Here is a 14,940-nt window from a genome sequence, read left to right as displayed (position 1 = left end):
TAATAGCGGATTAACTTACTGGAAAATAATAGGCATGCAGCACTCACATTTATTTATGCCATTGGCGCTCGTTAGTGCTATGGCAGCTGTACAGCAAGTACAAGCGGCAGATGAGTTCATTGCTCGTGATATACGTGTCGATGGCTTGGTTCGTTTAACGCAACAAAATGTTCTTGCACTTTTACCAATAAATAGTGGTGACCGTGTCAATGATGCTGCGATTGCGGATTCGATTCGCGGATTGTATGCCTCTAATTTATTTGATGATATTCAAGCATCTAACCAAGATGGCGTTTTGGTTTTTAAGGTGATTGAGCGTCCAGTCATTTCAAAAATTAATTTCAAAGGCAATAAGCTGATTCCAAAAGAAGCTTTGGAAGATGGTTTAAAGAAAATGGGATTGGCTGAGGGTGAAGTTCTCAAAAAATCTTCATTGCAAACGCTAGAGACCGAGCTTGAGCAACAATATGCTCAACAAGGTCGTTACGATGCAAATATTAAAGTAGACCAAGTTGCACAGCCGAATAACCGTGTAGAGTTAAATGTTAATTTTAATGAAGGTAAGTCTGCGAAAGTATTTGACATTAACGTAATTGGTAATACGGTTTTTTCTGATGATGACATTAAACAGGCTTTTGCTGTTAAAGAAAGTGGCTGGTTGTCAGTACTTTCACGTAATGACCGTTATGCACGTGAAAAGATGTCTGCAAGTTTAGAATCATTACGCGCATTGTATCTGAATAAAGGTTATATCAACTTTGATGTGAATAGCTCAAATCTAAATTTGAGTGAAGATAAAAAGCATATCTTTATTGAAGTTTCCGTAAATGAAGGTGAGCAATTTAAATTTGGCGAGTCGAAATTCCTTGGTGATGCACTGTATAAACCAGATGAATTAAAAGCACTGCAAATTTATAAAGATGGTTCAACCTATTCTCAAGAAAAAGTGAATGCCGTTAAGCAATTACTTTTACGTAAATACGGTAATGCGGGCTATTACTACGCTGAAGTGAATGTTGTTCCTGAAATTAATAATGAAACACATATTGTGGATCTTAATTATTATATCAATCCGGGTCAGCAAGTAACTGTACGTCGTATTAACTTTAAAGGTAATACAAAGACTGCTGATGAGGTTTTACGTCGTGAAATGCGTCAAATGGAAGGCGCATTGGCAAGTAATGAAAAGATTGATTTGTCAAAAGTGCGTTTAGAGCGTACAGGTTTCTTTAGTAAAGTCGATATTAAACCTACGCGTGTTCCAAATACACCAGATCAAATGGATTTGGATATCACTGTAGAAGAGCAACATTCAGGTACCAGTACTTTGGCTGTGGGTTATTCGCAAAGTGGTGGTATTACATTCCAAGCTGGTTTGAGTCAAACTAACTTTATGGGAACAGGCAATCGTGTTGCGATCGATTTATCACGTTCTGAAACTCAAGATTATTATAACTTAAGTGTGACTGACCCGTACTTCACTATTGATGGTGTAAGTCGTGGTTATAATATGTATTACCGTAAAACTAAGCTAAATGATGACTATAACGTCAATAACTATGTAACAGATAGTATTGGTGGTGGGATTACTTTTGGTTATCCAATCGATGAAAATCAAAACATTAGTGCGGGTTTAAATATTGATCAAACTAAAGTAACGACGGGTGCTTATGTATCAACTTATGTTCGCGATTATTTATTAGCGAATGGTGGTAAATCAACTCATACTAGTTCATATTGTCCGACAGATGATAAAGGTCAAAGTCAATTAGAGGAGATTACTGAGAAAGATCCAACAACTGGTAAAGATGTCGTTACGGGAACAAAGTGTAAAGTTCCTGAAGAGACTTATAAGGATGCCTTTGAAGGTAAATATCTTACTTATAATTTAAATCTAGGCTGGTCATATAATACCTTGAACCGTCCGATGTTCCCAACTAAGGGGACTTCACATCGTGTTAATGCCGAGATTGCGTTACCTGGCAGTGATGTTGAATATCAAAAAGTCACTTATGATGCGCAAACATACTTCCCATTGGGGCATGATTTTGTTTGGCGTGGTTATGGAAAGTTAGGTTATGGTAATGATTTGCCATTCTATAAAAACTTTTATGCGGGTGGTTTTGGATCTGTACGTGGTTATGACAACAGTACCTTGGGTCCGCGTTACCCAGGTGTGACCTATAATGAGCGTAAAACTAAAGATTATGATCCAGAAGAAGTGGGTGGTAATGCGCTGATTCAATTTGGTACTGAATTAGCCTTACCTGTTCCATTCAAAGGGGATTGGGCACGTCAAATTCGTCCTGTGATTTTTGCAGAAGGTGCTCAAGTTTTTGATACGAACTGTAGTACAGCGACTGGTGATCTTTATTTAGATGGTTCTAAAACCCCAACGGATGCTAAACAGTACTGTAAAGACAATTACGACTTTGATTTCAACAATATGCGCTATAGTGTCGGTGTAGGTTTTACATGGATTACGATGATTGGTCCACTTTCACTCAGTTATGCATATCCATTGAATGATAAGCAAGGTGATGAAACCAAAAACATCCAATTCGAGATTGGTCGTACTTTCTAAGTGCGATCTCTTATTTATAGTGAATATGAACAAGGAATATGTATGAAAACAATGAAAATGGCAGTTTTAGGCTTAGGTCTAGGTTTTGCAGGTTTAGTTCAAGCTGCAGGTTTTGGTGTGGTTGACTTAGAGAAAGTGGTTGAAAGTAGTACTTACTTAAAACAGCAAAATGCGAGCTTAGAACAGTCTGTTAAACCTCAAACGACTAAGCTTGAACAAATTACCAAAGATATTGAAGCTTTAAAACAGAAGGCTCAAGCTCAAGGTGCGAATGTGCAGCAAATCAATGCACAATACCAAGCAAAAGTGAATGAGTTTCAAACCATTCAACAAGGCGTGCAAACTAAAGTGCAAACTACAATTCAAAACACCAATGCAACTTTTGAGACGCGTGTGAAGCAAGCTGCTGAACAATTACGCCAAGAAGCAGGTTTAGACTTTGTTTTGAATAAAAATTCAGCACTTGCTTATGACGCAAAGAATGATTTAACTGCTAAAATGATCCAAAAGGTTAATGCAATTAAATAATCAATGAGATCACATCGTTATAAACTCGATGAATTAGCTCAACTTGTTCAAGGTGAGTTAATTGGTCAATCTGATCTTGTTCTAAATGGTCTTGCCAGTTTAGAACAAGCTCAGCCAAATCATATTGCTTTTGTGAATGGCGATAAATATTTAAATGAAGCTTTAAACTCGAAAGCAGGGGCATTAATTGTCACCGCGGAGTTGAAAAATCAGTTGACAACACATCATAATTTTATCGTCGTTGCTAATCCATATCTTGCTTTCGCAATTTTAACTCATGTATTTGAAACTAAAGTTTTAAAACGTGGTATTGAAAGTACTGCGCAAATCTCCCCATCTGCGATTATTGCTGATGATGCTTATATCGGTCATTATGTCGTGATTGGTGATGATTGCGTAATTGGGGTAAATACCATTATTCAATCTAATACACGTATAGATGATGGTGTTGAAATTGGTAAAGATTGCTTTATTGATTCGCAAGTCACGATTACGGGTCAAACGAAAATTGCTGATCGTGTACGCATTCACTCAAATACTGCGATTGGTGGCGAAGGTTTTGGTTTTGCACCTTACCAAGGGAAGTGGAATCGTATTGCGCAATTAGGTTCTGTCCGAATTGGAAATGATGTCCGAATCGGCTCAAATTGTAGTATTGATCGTGGTGCTTTAGATGACACAATTCTGCATGATGGTGTAATTATTGATAACCTTGTGCAAATCGCACATAACGTACAGATTGGTGAGAATACAGCCATTGCTGCGAAGTGTGGTATTGCAGGAAGTACGACGATTGGCAAAAACTGCATTCTTGCGGGTGCTGTAGGTGTGGTTGGTCACATTAATATCACAGATAATGTAACAATTACTGGAATGTCAATGGTGACAAAAAATATTTCTGAAGCTGGTTCTTATTCATCTGGAACAGGGCAATTTGAAACAAACCATTGGAAAAGAACAGTTGTTCGTCTGAGACAATTAGCAGATGTGCCATTGACCAAATTGGTGAAACAAATAGATCATATGCAGGCTCAATTAGAGTCCATTGAATCAACTTTAAAGTCGCGTAAATAATTATGACTGAATCTAAATCTTTACCTTTTACGGTTCCTGAATTACCCATGCAAACTCAAACGATTCGTGAGTATCTTCCGCATCGTTATCCGTTTTTGCTCGTTGACCGTGTAACAGAAGTTTCAGAAAACGGGATTGTAGGTTACAAGAACGTTTCAATTAATGAAGAGTTTATGCAAGGTCATTTTCCTGGTTATCCAATTATGCCAGGTGTTTTGATTGTGGAAGCAATGGCGCAAATTTCAGGTGTACTTGGTTTTATCATGAATAATGAAAAACCAAGACCTGGTTCTTTATTCTTATTTGCTGGCGCAGAAAAAATTCGATTTAAAAAACAAGTCGTACCGGGTGATCAACTCGTGTTAAAATCTGAATTACTTATGCAAAAACGTGGCATTTACAAATATTTATGTACTGCCAGTGTTGACGGCGTGGTAGCAGCAACCGCTGAAATTATCATTTCTCATCAGAAATTAGAGCAGGCATGAGCAGTAACGAATTAATACACCCAACAGCGATTATTGACTCTTCTGCGGTAATCGCACCCGATGTCCAAATTGGACCTTATTGCATAATTGGTCCTCAAGTGACGATTGATGCTGGCACTAAACTCCATTCGCATGTTGTGATTGGTGGTTTTACTCGAATTGGAAAAAATAATGAAATTTTCCAGTTTGCCAGTGTGGGTGAAGTTTGCCAAGATTTAAAATATCAAGGCGAAGAAACTTGGTTGGAAATCGGCGATAACAATAAAATTCGTGAACATTGCAGTTTACATCGTGGTACGGTGCAGGATAAAGGAATTACCAAGCTAGGTAGTAATAACCTATTGATGGTCAATACCCATGTTGCGCATGATTGTATTATTGGAAACAATAATATATTTGCAAATAATGTCGGTATTGCGGGTCATGTCCACATTGGTGATTTTGTTATTGTTGGTGGAAATTCTGGCATTCATCAATTCTGTAAGATTGACTCTTATAGCATGATTGGTGGAGCTTCATTGATTCTTAAAGACGTTCCTGCGTATGTGATGGTATCAGGTAATCCTGCACATGCCTTTGGTATGAATGTTGAAGGAATGCGTCGTAAAGGTTGGTCTAAGAATGTGATTCAAGGCTTAAGAGAGTCATTTAAACTGATCTATAAAGAAGGTTTAACGACTGAGCAAGCCATTGAGCGTATTCGCCAAGATATTTTACCTGAGGTTGAAGAAGCACAATTGCTGATTGATTCTGTATTAGAATCTAAACGTGGTATTGTTCGTTAAGCTTATTGATTTCTATATTGTTTTTATAAAAAATGCCTCATTGATTGAGGCATTTTTTTATGGCAATTCATAATGGGTTGCACGTCAATTAACTCTTTTTAAAATAACCTGCTTCTTCAGATTTCGGATAGGTATTTAAAAGTTTGGTTTTATAGACATTCGCTGCTTGGGTGTTTTTATTTACATCTTTGGCAATGCTATAAAGCTGATATAAAGCGCGTGAAGCTTTGGATGAGTTTGGGAACTTTGACGCAACTGTTTCATAATTTTTCTTTGCTTCATTATAGTTCGCAGGTTCAATCGCGAGATTGAATTCTGCTAACCAAAAATGCGCATTGCCTGTATAGATGCTGTTTGGGTAGTTTTTAATAAAATTTTGCATTGGTGCAATGGCTTGTTTAGCACCACCTTTTTTATACGCATCTAATGCAATGGTATAAGCTGCTTTTTCAAGAGCGATTGGATCACTGGTATTGGTGTTGTTTTCGGCTGTAGCTGTCGTATTTTGCTTCTGTGTGGTTGTATTGTTGATAGGCTTTGCGGGTACGACAGCAGCTGTATTGTTATCTGCCGAGGTAGCATTTGTTGATGAGGTGTTTTCAGCTGGGGCTGCAGTTTGCTCTGTATTTTCAGGTTCTAGTTTTTGGTTTAATAATTCAAGGCGTTGATCTAAGTCGGTGTAGCGATTAGTAAGTTCTTTTGTGAGTTGGTCTATTGCATGATCTTGCTCTTCGATCTTGCCACGCAATTCACGGATTTGATTTTCTAGTTGTTGGTTTTTTTGCATCAGATCCCAGTTCATATTACCCGCAATTGGTGAGGCTGAATTTGTAATATTATTGGCTGATGTCGAGCTATCACTTAGACCACGAGATTCTATTGGAATTGCATATAAGGTTGCAGAGCTGAGTAGTGCAATAGAAAATAGGGCATGCTTTTTTAGCATCATTTTAAATCCATTAAAGTCAAAATTTTTCAAATCGTAGAATTACGTATTGAAAATCAATAATTGCTCTCATTAAAAACGGCTAGGGAATGAATTGCAAGACGCATTTACAATCTTGAGATAATTTTCATTCAATTATGAAGATTTCTGTAAATTATTTGCTGATAGCCAACTCATTTATATCGTTATAATGGTTTGAAATTGTATGTTTAAAAGCCATTTATAAGTATTTTGATTGTGAAATAAGCAAACGAATGAATAACTTGTGAAAAAGACAATGTTTGGCTTGAAAGAAAATAAAAAATCTCTATACTCTGTTCTTGCAATGGTAGCCCTGCTGGTGGCTTCGCAATTGTACTCTGAAAACCCCGCCAGGACCGGAAGGTAGCAACGGTATCAGAATTACGATGTGCCGAGGTTTTGCTAGTAGGGTTGCCACCAGTTTTAAAAATTATAATATAGTGTTTTATTCTTTTTTTTATTTCTAGATTCTCTAATTCATTTCTATTTAAACGATCTCTAAAAATTTAATTTTAAATTATTCATCAAATTTTTGATCATTCATCTGTCTTTTTCGAAATTGCTTTCATGATCGCATCCATTTCAAAACCACGATATTGTAAAAAGCGAATTTGTTTGGCTTTGATTTTCGGATCTTTGCTGACGTCAGTACCATATTTTTTAACTTTGAGTTGATAGGCTTGTTCATACCAATCAATTTCAGCAATATCTTCCTTGACCAGCTCTTTATCTAAATGTTTGGCACGAAGGGCGAGTTTGATCCGATTGGGTCCTTTGCCTTTACGCACTTGGCTTCGTACGGTCATTTCAGCCACACGTTGATCACTTTGGTAATGATTAGCAGAAAGTTCTTCAACTAAAGTCAGGACTTCATCGCGATCTTGCGCCCAAGTGGCTAATTTCTCGATTAAATCTGCTTTTGAGTATTCTTTACGCGCCAGTACTGCAAAGGCATAAGAGCGTAAGCGTGTGCCTGTCAGCCCTTTAGGTTTAGGCGCAAGATCTTGTTCAGCATTAAATGCATTTTCATCTTGTATATTGCAACTATTTTCAAAACTTTGATCAGTATTTTGTTTAATGTCTATTTCTGTACATTCTTCAAGACTATTTTCTATGTTGTGCTCAGATTTGTGATTCACGTATTTTGAACGGCTATTCGATTCAGTAGAGGATTCTCCAAATTGCTGTTTTAATTTTTCATAATCTAACATTTTGGGAAATTTAGCTTGGCTCATAATCACTTAACAACGAGAATTGATTTACAAATTAGATTTAAGTTTAGCCTGAATCTATTTATTTAACAGTGTAAATGCTGTACGAATGCGTATTATTTATTGAATTGGTTTGCCAATACTATCAGTCGCAATATTTTCAATGATTTGAATGGTTTTAGGTCTTAAATATCGTGGTGCATGATGACTGATCCAATCGTGTAGCTCTACAATTTCAATCGATGATTTTAAAATGACATTCACTGCTAAACATTGTCCAAGTTCGTGATCAGAAATAGCATAAGCTTGGGCATATTGAATAGCTGGATGTTGGTAGAGAATATTTTCTAAATCAATCGGATAGATATTGATACCACCACAAATCAACATGTCATCTTGGCGACCTTTTAAATAGAAATAACCGTGCTGATCGTACATGGCTAAATCACCACAGTGCATCCATTGATTGGGACGAATCGACCATGCGCATTTTGTCCAAAGGGTTCCAATTTGCTCAGGTGCTAAAATATTTCCATCATGATCCGCAATTTTGACTTCAACACCTTTGATGGCTTTGCCGATACTTTCGGGATGACTTTTTAGATCATCAGGTGTTGCAAAAAGATTAATCCCCGTTTCTGAACTACCATAGAGATTAAATAGCTGAATATTAGAATATTCTTTCACGAGTTGTAGGATGAGATGACGACTCAATGGCGCACTGCCTGAAATGATATATTTGACAGGTTTTAAAGGTGCATTAGACGTCAGTAGGCGATATAAAATCGTGGGAACTAAATTCAAACTGTCGATTTGATGTTGTTCAATCAGCTGACTGGCAGTTTTAGCATTGAAACGTTGCTGTAAAATGACCGTTTTATTGAAACTAAAAGCCATTAAACTTGCGGTCAAACCTGCTGCATGGCAAATCGGTGTCATAACAAATATTTTCTGAATTTTAAGAAACTTTAATTTTCTCAAGAGTAAGTCTAATAAAGGCAAACTTTGTAATGGATTGGACTTGCGGGTAGCAACTTTAGGCACACCTGTAGAGCCTGAAGAGCAGACACTGATTTTATTGAAATAATAAGGTCTGATTGATACTGCTTGAATAGGGGAATATTGTTGATCTTGTGCTAGATCTTGTACTGTTGGAATAGCGAAACTATTTTTGACTTGTAGTTGATTGAGTGTTGTTAAATTTCCAATCAAATACGGTTGTTTTTGTTCAATCAATGCATGCAATTTATCAATGACTAAATTAGGATTGAGAATAATAATGTCTTTACCTAAGCGACTGAGTGCAAATAAAGATGCAAGTCCATCTAAGTTTTGTTGTAATAATAGTCCGATTTGTTGGGGGAGTAATGGACTATTTTCTGGGGAGTTCCAGAGATGAATCAGTTGATCGGTTCTTTGTTTGAGTGCGCTATAAGGAATGCTTTGATCATCAATAATAACGGCAATCTTATCTTTCTGAATCCGTGTCAATGCATCTAAAAGGCTATATAAATGAACGCCATGCTTGATACAACTTAGACATAGACTGAGTAGCCACTTAATCCAAAATATCCATTTCGTCGACACCAAGCTTTGCATTAGTTTTGCTTCCGTTTAAGCCAATGTAGGTAAAAATAATAAATTGGAGTAGCAAAAACTTTACTCAATACACTTGCAAAGGGAAGCCACCAAGGTTGCCATTGTCTTTTATGGGAAATAGCACCTGAAAGCACCGCTTGAGCTGCAACTTGAACTTGCATTGCAGGCATTTGATTATATTGCTTTGTTGGTTCGATCATACGTGTTCGTACCAGTGGCAGATAAATCAAACTTGCTGTTACACCATACACAGCAAGCTCTGGCTGAATGGATAGAATCCATTGTTGCATCGCGGTTTTAGACGCTTGGTAATTTGACCATAGTGGTGGGGCAAATAACTTGGCATTGATGGTGGATACAATCACGACTTTACCTTGCGCCTTTTTAAGATCAGGTAGTAATAGGCGTGTTAACTGAGCAGGGTTGATGTAGTTGATATGAATCGTTCGATCAATGTCTTGTGGGCGATCTAAGCTTTCCCAAACTGAGCGTTGAATTGATTTTCCTGCGTTGTGAATCAGAATGTCGACTTGTATATTTTTGGCTTTTAAGTTTTGAAAAATGTCTTCAGCAGCAGTGGGTTGATATAGGTCAGCACTGATGATTTCAATCTGGCATTGACCTTGTTGTGTGAGTTGCTTTTGTAAAGCTGTCAGTTTGTCTGTACTTCGTGCGACTAGAACCAGTTGACATTGAGTCGGTGCTAATAAAGTCGCACATGCTTCACCGATACCATAGCTTGCACCCGTAATCAGAATGGTTTTATTTTCAAAATGCTGTTTTAAAGTTGCTGTTGAAAGCGACGGTGCTTGAAAGAATAGTGATTCACAAAGTCGTTTTAATATTTTTTGCATAATGATTCAATTTAAGGTGATTCGGTTGTTGTTATTCAAATTTTGTAAATATGCGGTCTGATTTCAAAGCATAAGTATTTATCATATTTATTCAAGTCGAACTATACAATAAAAGTAAGACTTAGAAATAAAAAACGCCCCGAAAGGCGTTTTATGGAACTCTAATTTTTTAGAAGATCAATTTATAAAATTAAACATCTAAGAATTCAGGTTCTTCTTCATCTTTTTCTTCAGTCACAACAGCGGTTGTTAATAGTTTTTCACGAATCATACGGTCAAGATCATTCGCCAATTGAGGGTTTTCCTCTAAGTGACGAATCACATTGTTTTTACCTTGACCAATTTTATCACCATTATAAGAATACCAAGCGCCTGCTTTGTGAACCAATTCTTGTGCAACAGCAAGATCAACCAATTCACCAAGATGGTTAACACCTTTACCATACATGATTTGGAATAAAGCTTCTTTAAATGGAGGCGCCATTTTGTTCTTCACAACTTTGACACGTGTTTCAGAACCGACGATCTCATCGCCTTCTTTAACTTGACCGATACGACGAATATCAAGACGCACAGAAGCATAGAACTTCAATGCATTACCACCAGTCGTGGTTTCTGGGCTACCAAACATCACACCAATCTTCATACGGATTTGGTTAATGAAGATCACCATACAGTTTGAACGCTTGGCATTACCTGTGATTTTACGCAATGCTTGGCTCATCAAACGTGCTTGTAAGCCCATGTGCGAGTCGCCCATTTCACCTTCAATCTCGGCTTTCGGTGTTAACGCTGCAACAGAATCGACAACGATCATGTCAATCGCACCAGAGCGTACTAACATGTCTGCAATTTCAAGTGCTTGCTCACCGTGGTCAGGCTGTGATACCAAAAGATTGTCAATATCTACACCCAATTTACGTGCATATTGTGGATCTAAAGCATGCTCAGCATCGATAAAGGCACAAGTTCCACCTGCTTTTTGGCATTGCGCAATGGCTTGTAAAGTCATTGTGGTTTTACCAGAAGATTCAGGGCCGTAAATTTCAACAATACGACCTTTCGGTAAACCGCCAATACCAAGTGCAATATCCAGTGTTAAAGAACCTGTAGATACAGCTTCAACCGCTTGAACAGTGTTGTCGCCTAAACGCATCACCGTGTTTTTACCAAATTGTTTTTCAATTTGACTTAGGGCAGCATTGAGCGCCTTGCTTTTGTTATCATCCATCTCGTAAACCTCAAAAACGATGTGCTTCACTTATCTTTTCAGTGACTAATATCTTAAGTGGATGTGATTAAATTAGATCTTTCGTCCACGGCAGTTATAGTGACAGAAAACAAAAAACGGTTCTATATTAAAAGAAGTTAAAAAAACATTTGTACGACATAATGTGTCGCGCTCAACCTAAACCAATTTAGTCATCATCATAAGACCAAGATTGGTCAAATTGTTGATCATTTTCTTGTTTAAATTTACTGATATCTCGTCGATCTTTTTTACTTGGTCGATGATCAGGTCGGGCAAGATTATGCAATTTTCTTTGGGTAGAAATCAACTCTCGTCGAGCAACACTGACTTCGGTTTCTTCATAAAGTTGCTGTGCAATTGGTGCACCACCACGAACTGCTGAAAGTGCCTTGATCACCACTGTTTTACGATCAAAACCTTGCTGAATGGTCAGTTCCATTCCCACTCTAATTTCTCTAGAAACTTTAACACGTTCGTTATTGTGGTGAACCTTACCACCTTCAATTGCCGCTTTGGCAATTGAACGAGTTTTAAAAAAGCGTGCAGCCCAAAGCCATTTGTCCACACGCATTGATTCAACTTCTTGTTTCTCAGGCTGTTTTGACATCGACATCCTTATTTTGAATTTTCTCTAATAATGGTAAAAGTTCAGTTAACTGATTGATTGCAGGGTATTCTAACTCTAAAGCATGACGTGCAGCGCGTCCACTTGATGGTTGGGTAATGGTGACTAAATGTTGAATCTCAAACTTTTCAGCACCTTTGAGTACTGGAGCAGTGTCATCCACCAAACAGGCATACTGTGGATCAAAAGGGTGTTTCTCTTGTAGAATTTGCCAAAACTCAACGAATTCTTTGGAATATCCAATCTCTTCACTACTGATCATCACTTCAAAATAAGGGCTGAGATCAATATTTTCAAGTTTAAGTTTCAAACCTGCTTGATCTGCATTGGTCAGTAACCAACAACGATAACCTTGTGCTTTTAATTCTTTGAGTAGTTCAAAACATCCGATTCTCGGTGCAATTTTATCTTGATAATCGTATTGCAGTTTTAAAACATCGACACCGACTTTTTCTGTCCAGTATTTTGATGAATACCAGCATAGGGTGTGATTGTGTTGTTGATAGAATGCTTTTAAGGTTGCCTGACTTTGTTCGAGTGAGCATTGATGTGTTTCTGCATGGCGTTCTGGCAGTTTGGTGTTCCAAATGAGATCATCAAAAGCTAAATCGAGCAGTGTTCCGTCCATGTCAAACATCACAATAGGTTTCATATCATTCAACTTTCAAGTGCATTTAAATCAAGGCTTAGTATAGTGAATTGCTTGGGTATTGGGTAGTTTTATGCTGACCTTAAGATCATACTCATACTTTTGCATAACATATTAGACTTCATGCGAATGTTAGTTTCGGCAAGTTCTGAATCAATATTGAATGTTCCCTCTCCTTTAAGGATGAGAAACATCGTTTCGCAAGTGGGAGAGGTTTTTTTAAAGGCCCTCATCCTAGCCTTCTCCCAAAGGGAGAAGGAACTTTCTGTATTCTTTTGAAATATGCTTTGAACTAAAAAATCGATTTGCGTAGAGAGCTTTTGTAAATATTCAAATTCATGCATTTAACATAAAAAAGTGCTAGGCTTGAGCATATATCAGACTTCATTTAGGTTAATCCTAATGTTTATCACTACACACGCACCACAAGATGAACAAATTTTAAAATTAGTGCCGATTTTGGCACACGCAAGTCAAATCCTACTTGAAGAATATCAAAATTATTGCGATGGAAAAGCCTTTAAAATTGATGAAAAAGATGACCATTCTCCAGTGACGCAAGCAGATCTACGCGTCAATAATTATTTACTTAAACAACTGGCTGAAATTACCCCGAACATTCCTGTACTGTCTGAAGAAAGTGATAATTCCAATCGTTATGAATGGCAAACTTGTTGGATGCTAGATCCATTGGATGGTACGAAAGAATTTATTCATGAGCGTGATGAATTCACCATTAACCTGAGTTTGATTCAAGAACATCAAACTATACTTTCGATTATCGCTGTACCAACTGAACAAGTCATGTATATCGGTTATCTGACTGAATTACCTTATAAATATTCATTTACCCAAAATACTTGGGAACGCTATTGTAAGTTTAAAGATGTAGAGCAAGATGCAATCCAAGTTGGCTTAAGCCACAGTAGTAAGAATCCAAAATATCAGCAATATATTGATTTTATAGAACAAGAATCACCTGTGATTCGTCGTGAAGCAGGCAGTGCATATAAGTTTTGTATGATGCTTGAGGGCGAAATTGACATTTACCCTCGTTTTCACCCAACCTCAGAATGGGATACCAGTGCAGGGCAAGGGTTATTAGAAAGTATCGGTGGTGGTTTGCTGAGTTTAGATGCTGTGCCATTCACCTATAATCAGCGAGATACTTTGTTAAATGAAGGCTTTATTGCCTATAGAAATCAAGAGAATAAACAAATTGCTTTAGAAGCCTTATCCAATGTTAGCCTTTAGTGCGATAAGCATATCAATTTTATAGCAATTGGAATTGATTTAGATTAGATTGAGGCTTTCGCTCCTTATGTTATAGTGGAGCAGGTCACAAAAAGAGTTATGAGTTGTTATGGCTTTAGATTTATTGCCGAAAAGCATGCTGAAAGCAATCGATTTATTGCCTGATGCAAAAACACCTGTCACATTATTTACTCGGCATTCGATTCGTGAAATGGTGAGTGGGCAGGGCTTGGCTGGTTATGATTTGCAATTGACGACGCAAGGTCGTGATTTGGCTCAAGCTTGGGGCTCTTATCTAATTGATAATACAGACCGTGTGATTCAGCACTGTATTTCTAGCCCGATTCAACGTTGTGTCGATACCGCTGCGTTGATGATTCAAGGAGCGGATTACATCTCACCTGAAAATAATACCCATCACATTGAAATTGTAGAAAAAGGTTTGCTTGTAGAACCTGGTAGTTTTGTTCTCGATATTAAGCAGGCAGCACCTTATTTTCGTAAACAAGGTGCATTGGGCTTTATCAATAGTTTTGTGAATAATGCTTTGCCTGGAATGAAACACCCAATTAATGGTGTTGTGGATGTCTTAGAGCTGATTTATGACACGCATCCTACTAATATTAATGGAATCAGTTTGGCTGTTAGTCATGATACGATTTTAGCTGCAATTATTGCGGTGATTTCAAAGCGTACTCATATCGATCAAACAGATTGGCCTGAAATGATGGAAGGCTTGTTTGTATGGTTTGAGGGCGATAGTTTTGATGATAGCCAGTTAAAATGGATTTGGCGCGGTCAGTTAGGACATTTATCAATTCGTGAGTTTCGACAATAAATCGCGAAATTCAACTATAAAAATACTTATTTCTAAAAGGAAGATCTATGTAAATGGATCTTCTTTTTTATGCGCATTTTAAAAATAATAAATATGAAAATATAAGTTCTTATTCTGCTTTTAATCATAATTTCAGAAAATAATTCTCTGACCTAAATAAAAATGAAAATACTTAATTTTAGGTATTGTGTTATCTTAACATGTTGAAAAAAATGAATTTTTAACTGAATCT

At 37.3% G+C, this 14,940-nt stretch carries 14 protein-coding genes and 1 other RNA gene; 8 read left to right on the top strand and 7 right to left on the bottom strand.

The window, feature by feature from the left end; all coding sequences use genetic code 11:
- Nucleotides 1–34: 34 nt before the first annotated feature.
- The 5 genes from bamA to lpxA are packed head-to-tail and all read left to right on the top strand — an operon-like array spanning nucleotide 35 to nucleotide 5,459.
- Nucleotides 35–2,584, top strand: a complete 2,550-nt coding sequence (bamA, locus tag EXE10_RS08800) for an outer membrane protein assembly factor BamA (protein ID WP_130113105.1) — start codon at nucleotides 35–37, stop codon at nucleotides 2,582–2,584.
- A gap of 42 nt (nucleotides 2,585–2,626) precedes the next feature.
- Nucleotides 2,627–3,112 carry an OmpH family outer membrane protein gene (locus tag EXE10_RS08795; protein WP_068974616.1) on the top strand — a complete coding sequence of 162 codons (486 nt, stop codon included), beginning with the start codon at nucleotides 2,627–2,629 and terminating at the stop codon, nucleotides 3,110–3,112.
- Nucleotides 3,113–3,115: 3 nt separating this feature from the next.
- Nucleotides 3,116–4,186 (top strand): UDP-3-O-(3-hydroxymyristoyl)glucosamine N-acyltransferase, encoded by a 1,071-nt coding sequence (lpxD, locus tag EXE10_RS08790; protein ID WP_130113104.1) that lies wholly within the window; start codon nucleotides 3,116–3,118, stop codon nucleotides 4,184–4,186.
- A 2-nt stretch (nucleotides 4,187–4,188) separates the two neighbouring features.
- Nucleotides 4,189–4,674 carry a 3-hydroxyacyl-ACP dehydratase FabZ gene (gene fabZ / locus EXE10_RS08785; RefSeq protein WP_068974618.1) on the top strand — a complete coding sequence of 162 codons (486 nt, stop codon included), beginning with the start codon at nucleotides 4,189–4,191 and terminating at the stop codon, nucleotides 4,672–4,674.
- Nucleotides 4,671–5,459, top strand: coding sequence for an acyl-ACP--UDP-N-acetylglucosamine O-acyltransferase (gene lpxA, locus EXE10_RS08780; RefSeq protein ID WP_068974619.1), 789 nt, complete (start codon nucleotides 4,671–4,673; stop codon nucleotides 5,457–5,459). Before fabZ ends, lpxA begins: the two co-directional genes overlap by 4 nt.
- Nucleotides 5,460–5,547: 88 nt before the next feature.
- On the opposite strand, the gene EXE10_RS08775 is transcribed toward lpxA, so the two are convergent.
- The gene (locus tag EXE10_RS08775) at nucleotides 5,548–6,408 is read right to left on the bottom strand and encodes a YbgF trimerization domain-containing protein (RefSeq protein WP_213073849.1); all 861 of its coding nucleotides are present in this window, start codon (nucleotides 6,406–6,408) and stop codon (nucleotides 5,548–5,550) included.
- Nucleotides 6,409–6,740: 332 nt separating this feature from the next.
- On the opposite strand from EXE10_RS08775, the gene ffs reads away from it, so the two are divergent.
- Nucleotides 6,741–6,837: signal recognition particle sRNA small type (ffs, locus tag EXE10_RS08770), an RNA gene on the top strand.
- Between the two features lie 125 nt (nucleotides 6,838–6,962).
- Here the strand turns inward: ffs and EXE10_RS08765 are convergent.
- The 6 genes from EXE10_RS08765 to EXE10_RS08740 form a co-directional block, all read right to left on the bottom strand.
- Nucleotides 6,963–7,661, bottom strand: coding sequence for a regulatory protein RecX (locus EXE10_RS08765; RefSeq protein ID WP_130113103.1), 699 nt, complete (start codon nucleotides 7,659–7,661; stop codon nucleotides 6,963–6,965).
- 96 nt (nucleotides 7,662–7,757) lie between these two features.
- The gene (locus tag EXE10_RS08760; protein WP_130113102.1) at nucleotides 7,758–9,236 is read right to left on the bottom strand and encodes a class I adenylate-forming enzyme family protein; all 1,479 of its coding nucleotides are present in this window, start codon (nucleotides 9,234–9,236) and stop codon (nucleotides 7,758–7,760) included.
- The gene (locus tag EXE10_RS08755) at nucleotides 9,236–10,090 is read right to left on the bottom strand and encodes an SDR family NAD(P)-dependent oxidoreductase (RefSeq protein WP_130113101.1); all 855 of its coding nucleotides are present in this window, start codon (nucleotides 10,088–10,090) and stop codon (nucleotides 9,236–9,238) included. The genes EXE10_RS08760 and EXE10_RS08755 overlap by 1 nt, the downstream gene beginning before the upstream one ends.
- A gap of 190 nt (nucleotides 10,091–10,280) precedes the next feature.
- Nucleotides 10,281–11,321, bottom strand: coding sequence for a recombinase RecA (recA, locus tag EXE10_RS08750; protein WP_068974623.1), 1,041 nt, complete (start codon nucleotides 11,319–11,321; stop codon nucleotides 10,281–10,283).
- A gap of 187 nt (nucleotides 11,322–11,508) precedes the next feature.
- A complete protein-coding gene (locus EXE10_RS08745; protein WP_068974624.1) occupies nucleotides 11,509–11,949 on the bottom strand; it encodes an RNA-binding S4 domain-containing protein in 441 nt (146 codons plus the stop codon).
- Nucleotides 11,933–12,619, bottom strand: coding sequence for an HAD-IA family hydrolase (locus EXE10_RS08740; RefSeq protein WP_130113100.1), 687 nt, complete (start codon nucleotides 12,617–12,619; stop codon nucleotides 11,933–11,935). Before EXE10_RS08740 ends, EXE10_RS08745 begins: the two co-directional genes overlap by 17 nt.
- 399 nt (nucleotides 12,620–13,018) lie before the next feature.
- On the opposite strand from EXE10_RS08740, the gene EXE10_RS08735 reads away from it, so the two are divergent.
- Together EXE10_RS08735 and EXE10_RS08730 are read left to right on the top strand one after the other, a co-directional pair.
- Nucleotides 13,019–13,870, top strand: coding sequence for a 3'(2'),5'-bisphosphate nucleotidase CysQ family protein (locus EXE10_RS08735; RefSeq protein ID WP_130113099.1), 852 nt, complete (start codon nucleotides 13,019–13,021; stop codon nucleotides 13,868–13,870).
- Nucleotides 13,871–13,979: 109 nt separating this feature from the next.
- Nucleotides 13,980–14,708 (top strand): histidine phosphatase family protein, encoded by a 729-nt coding sequence (locus EXE10_RS08730; RefSeq protein ID WP_130113098.1) that lies wholly within the window; start codon nucleotides 13,980–13,982, stop codon nucleotides 14,706–14,708.
- Nucleotides 14,709–14,940 lie beyond the last annotated feature (232 nt).

Source organism: Acinetobacter sp. WCHAc060033, assembly GCF_004209125.1.
GTDB lineage: Bacteria > Pseudomonadota > Gammaproteobacteria > Pseudomonadales > Moraxellaceae > Acinetobacter > Acinetobacter wuhouensis.
The sequence above is the reverse complement of the archived record's forward strand: the minus strand, read 5'-3'. Positions and strand labels throughout refer to the sequence as shown.

Excerpts from the sequence above, each read along its gene's own strand:
- EXE10_RS08765 (WP_130113103.1), bottom strand. The coding sequence starts at position 7,661 with ATGAGCCAAGCTAAATTTCCCAAAATGTTAGATTATGAAAAATTAAAA.
- EXE10_RS08735 (WP_130113099.1), top strand. The coding sequence starts at position 13,019 with ATGTTTATCACTACACACGCACCACAAGATGAACAAATTTTAAAATTA.
- EXE10_RS08755 (WP_130113101.1), bottom strand. The coding sequence starts at position 10,090 with ATGCAAAAAATATTAAAACGACTTTGTGAATCACTATTCTTTCAAGCA.
- fabZ (WP_068974618.1), top strand. The coding sequence starts at position 4,189 with ATGACTGAATCTAAATCTTTACCTTTTACGGTTCCTGAATTACCCATG.
- EXE10_RS08740 (WP_130113100.1), bottom strand. The coding sequence starts at position 12,619 with ATGAAACCTATTGTGATGTTTGACATGGACGGAACACTGCTCGATTTA.
- EXE10_RS08775 (WP_213073849.1), bottom strand. The coding sequence starts at position 6,408 with ATGATGCTAAAAAAGCATGCCCTATTTTCTATTGCACTACTCAGCTCT.
- EXE10_RS08760 (WP_130113102.1), bottom strand. The coding sequence starts at position 9,236 with ATGCAAAGCTTGGTGTCGACGAAATGGATATTTTGGATTAAGTGGCTA.
- EXE10_RS08745 (WP_068974624.1), bottom strand. The coding sequence starts at position 11,949 with ATGTCAAAACAGCCTGAGAAACAAGAAGTTGAATCAATGCGTGTGGAC.
- recA (WP_068974623.1), bottom strand. The coding sequence starts at position 11,321 with ATGGATGATAACAAAAGCAAGGCGCTCAATGCTGCCCTAAGTCAAATT.
- lpxD (WP_130113104.1), top strand. The coding sequence starts at position 3,116 with ATGAGATCACATCGTTATAAACTCGATGAATTAGCTCAACTTGTTCAA.
- EXE10_RS08795 (WP_068974616.1), top strand. The coding sequence starts at position 2,627 with ATGAAAACAATGAAAATGGCAGTTTTAGGCTTAGGTCTAGGTTTTGCA.
- bamA (WP_130113105.1), top strand. The coding sequence starts at position 35 with ATGCAGCACTCACATTTATTTATGCCATTGGCGCTCGTTAGTGCTATG.
- EXE10_RS08730 (WP_130113098.1), top strand. The coding sequence starts at position 13,980 with ATGGCTTTAGATTTATTGCCGAAAAGCATGCTGAAAGCAATCGATTTA.
- lpxA (WP_068974619.1), top strand. The coding sequence starts at position 4,671 with ATGAGCAGTAACGAATTAATACACCCAACAGCGATTATTGACTCTTCT.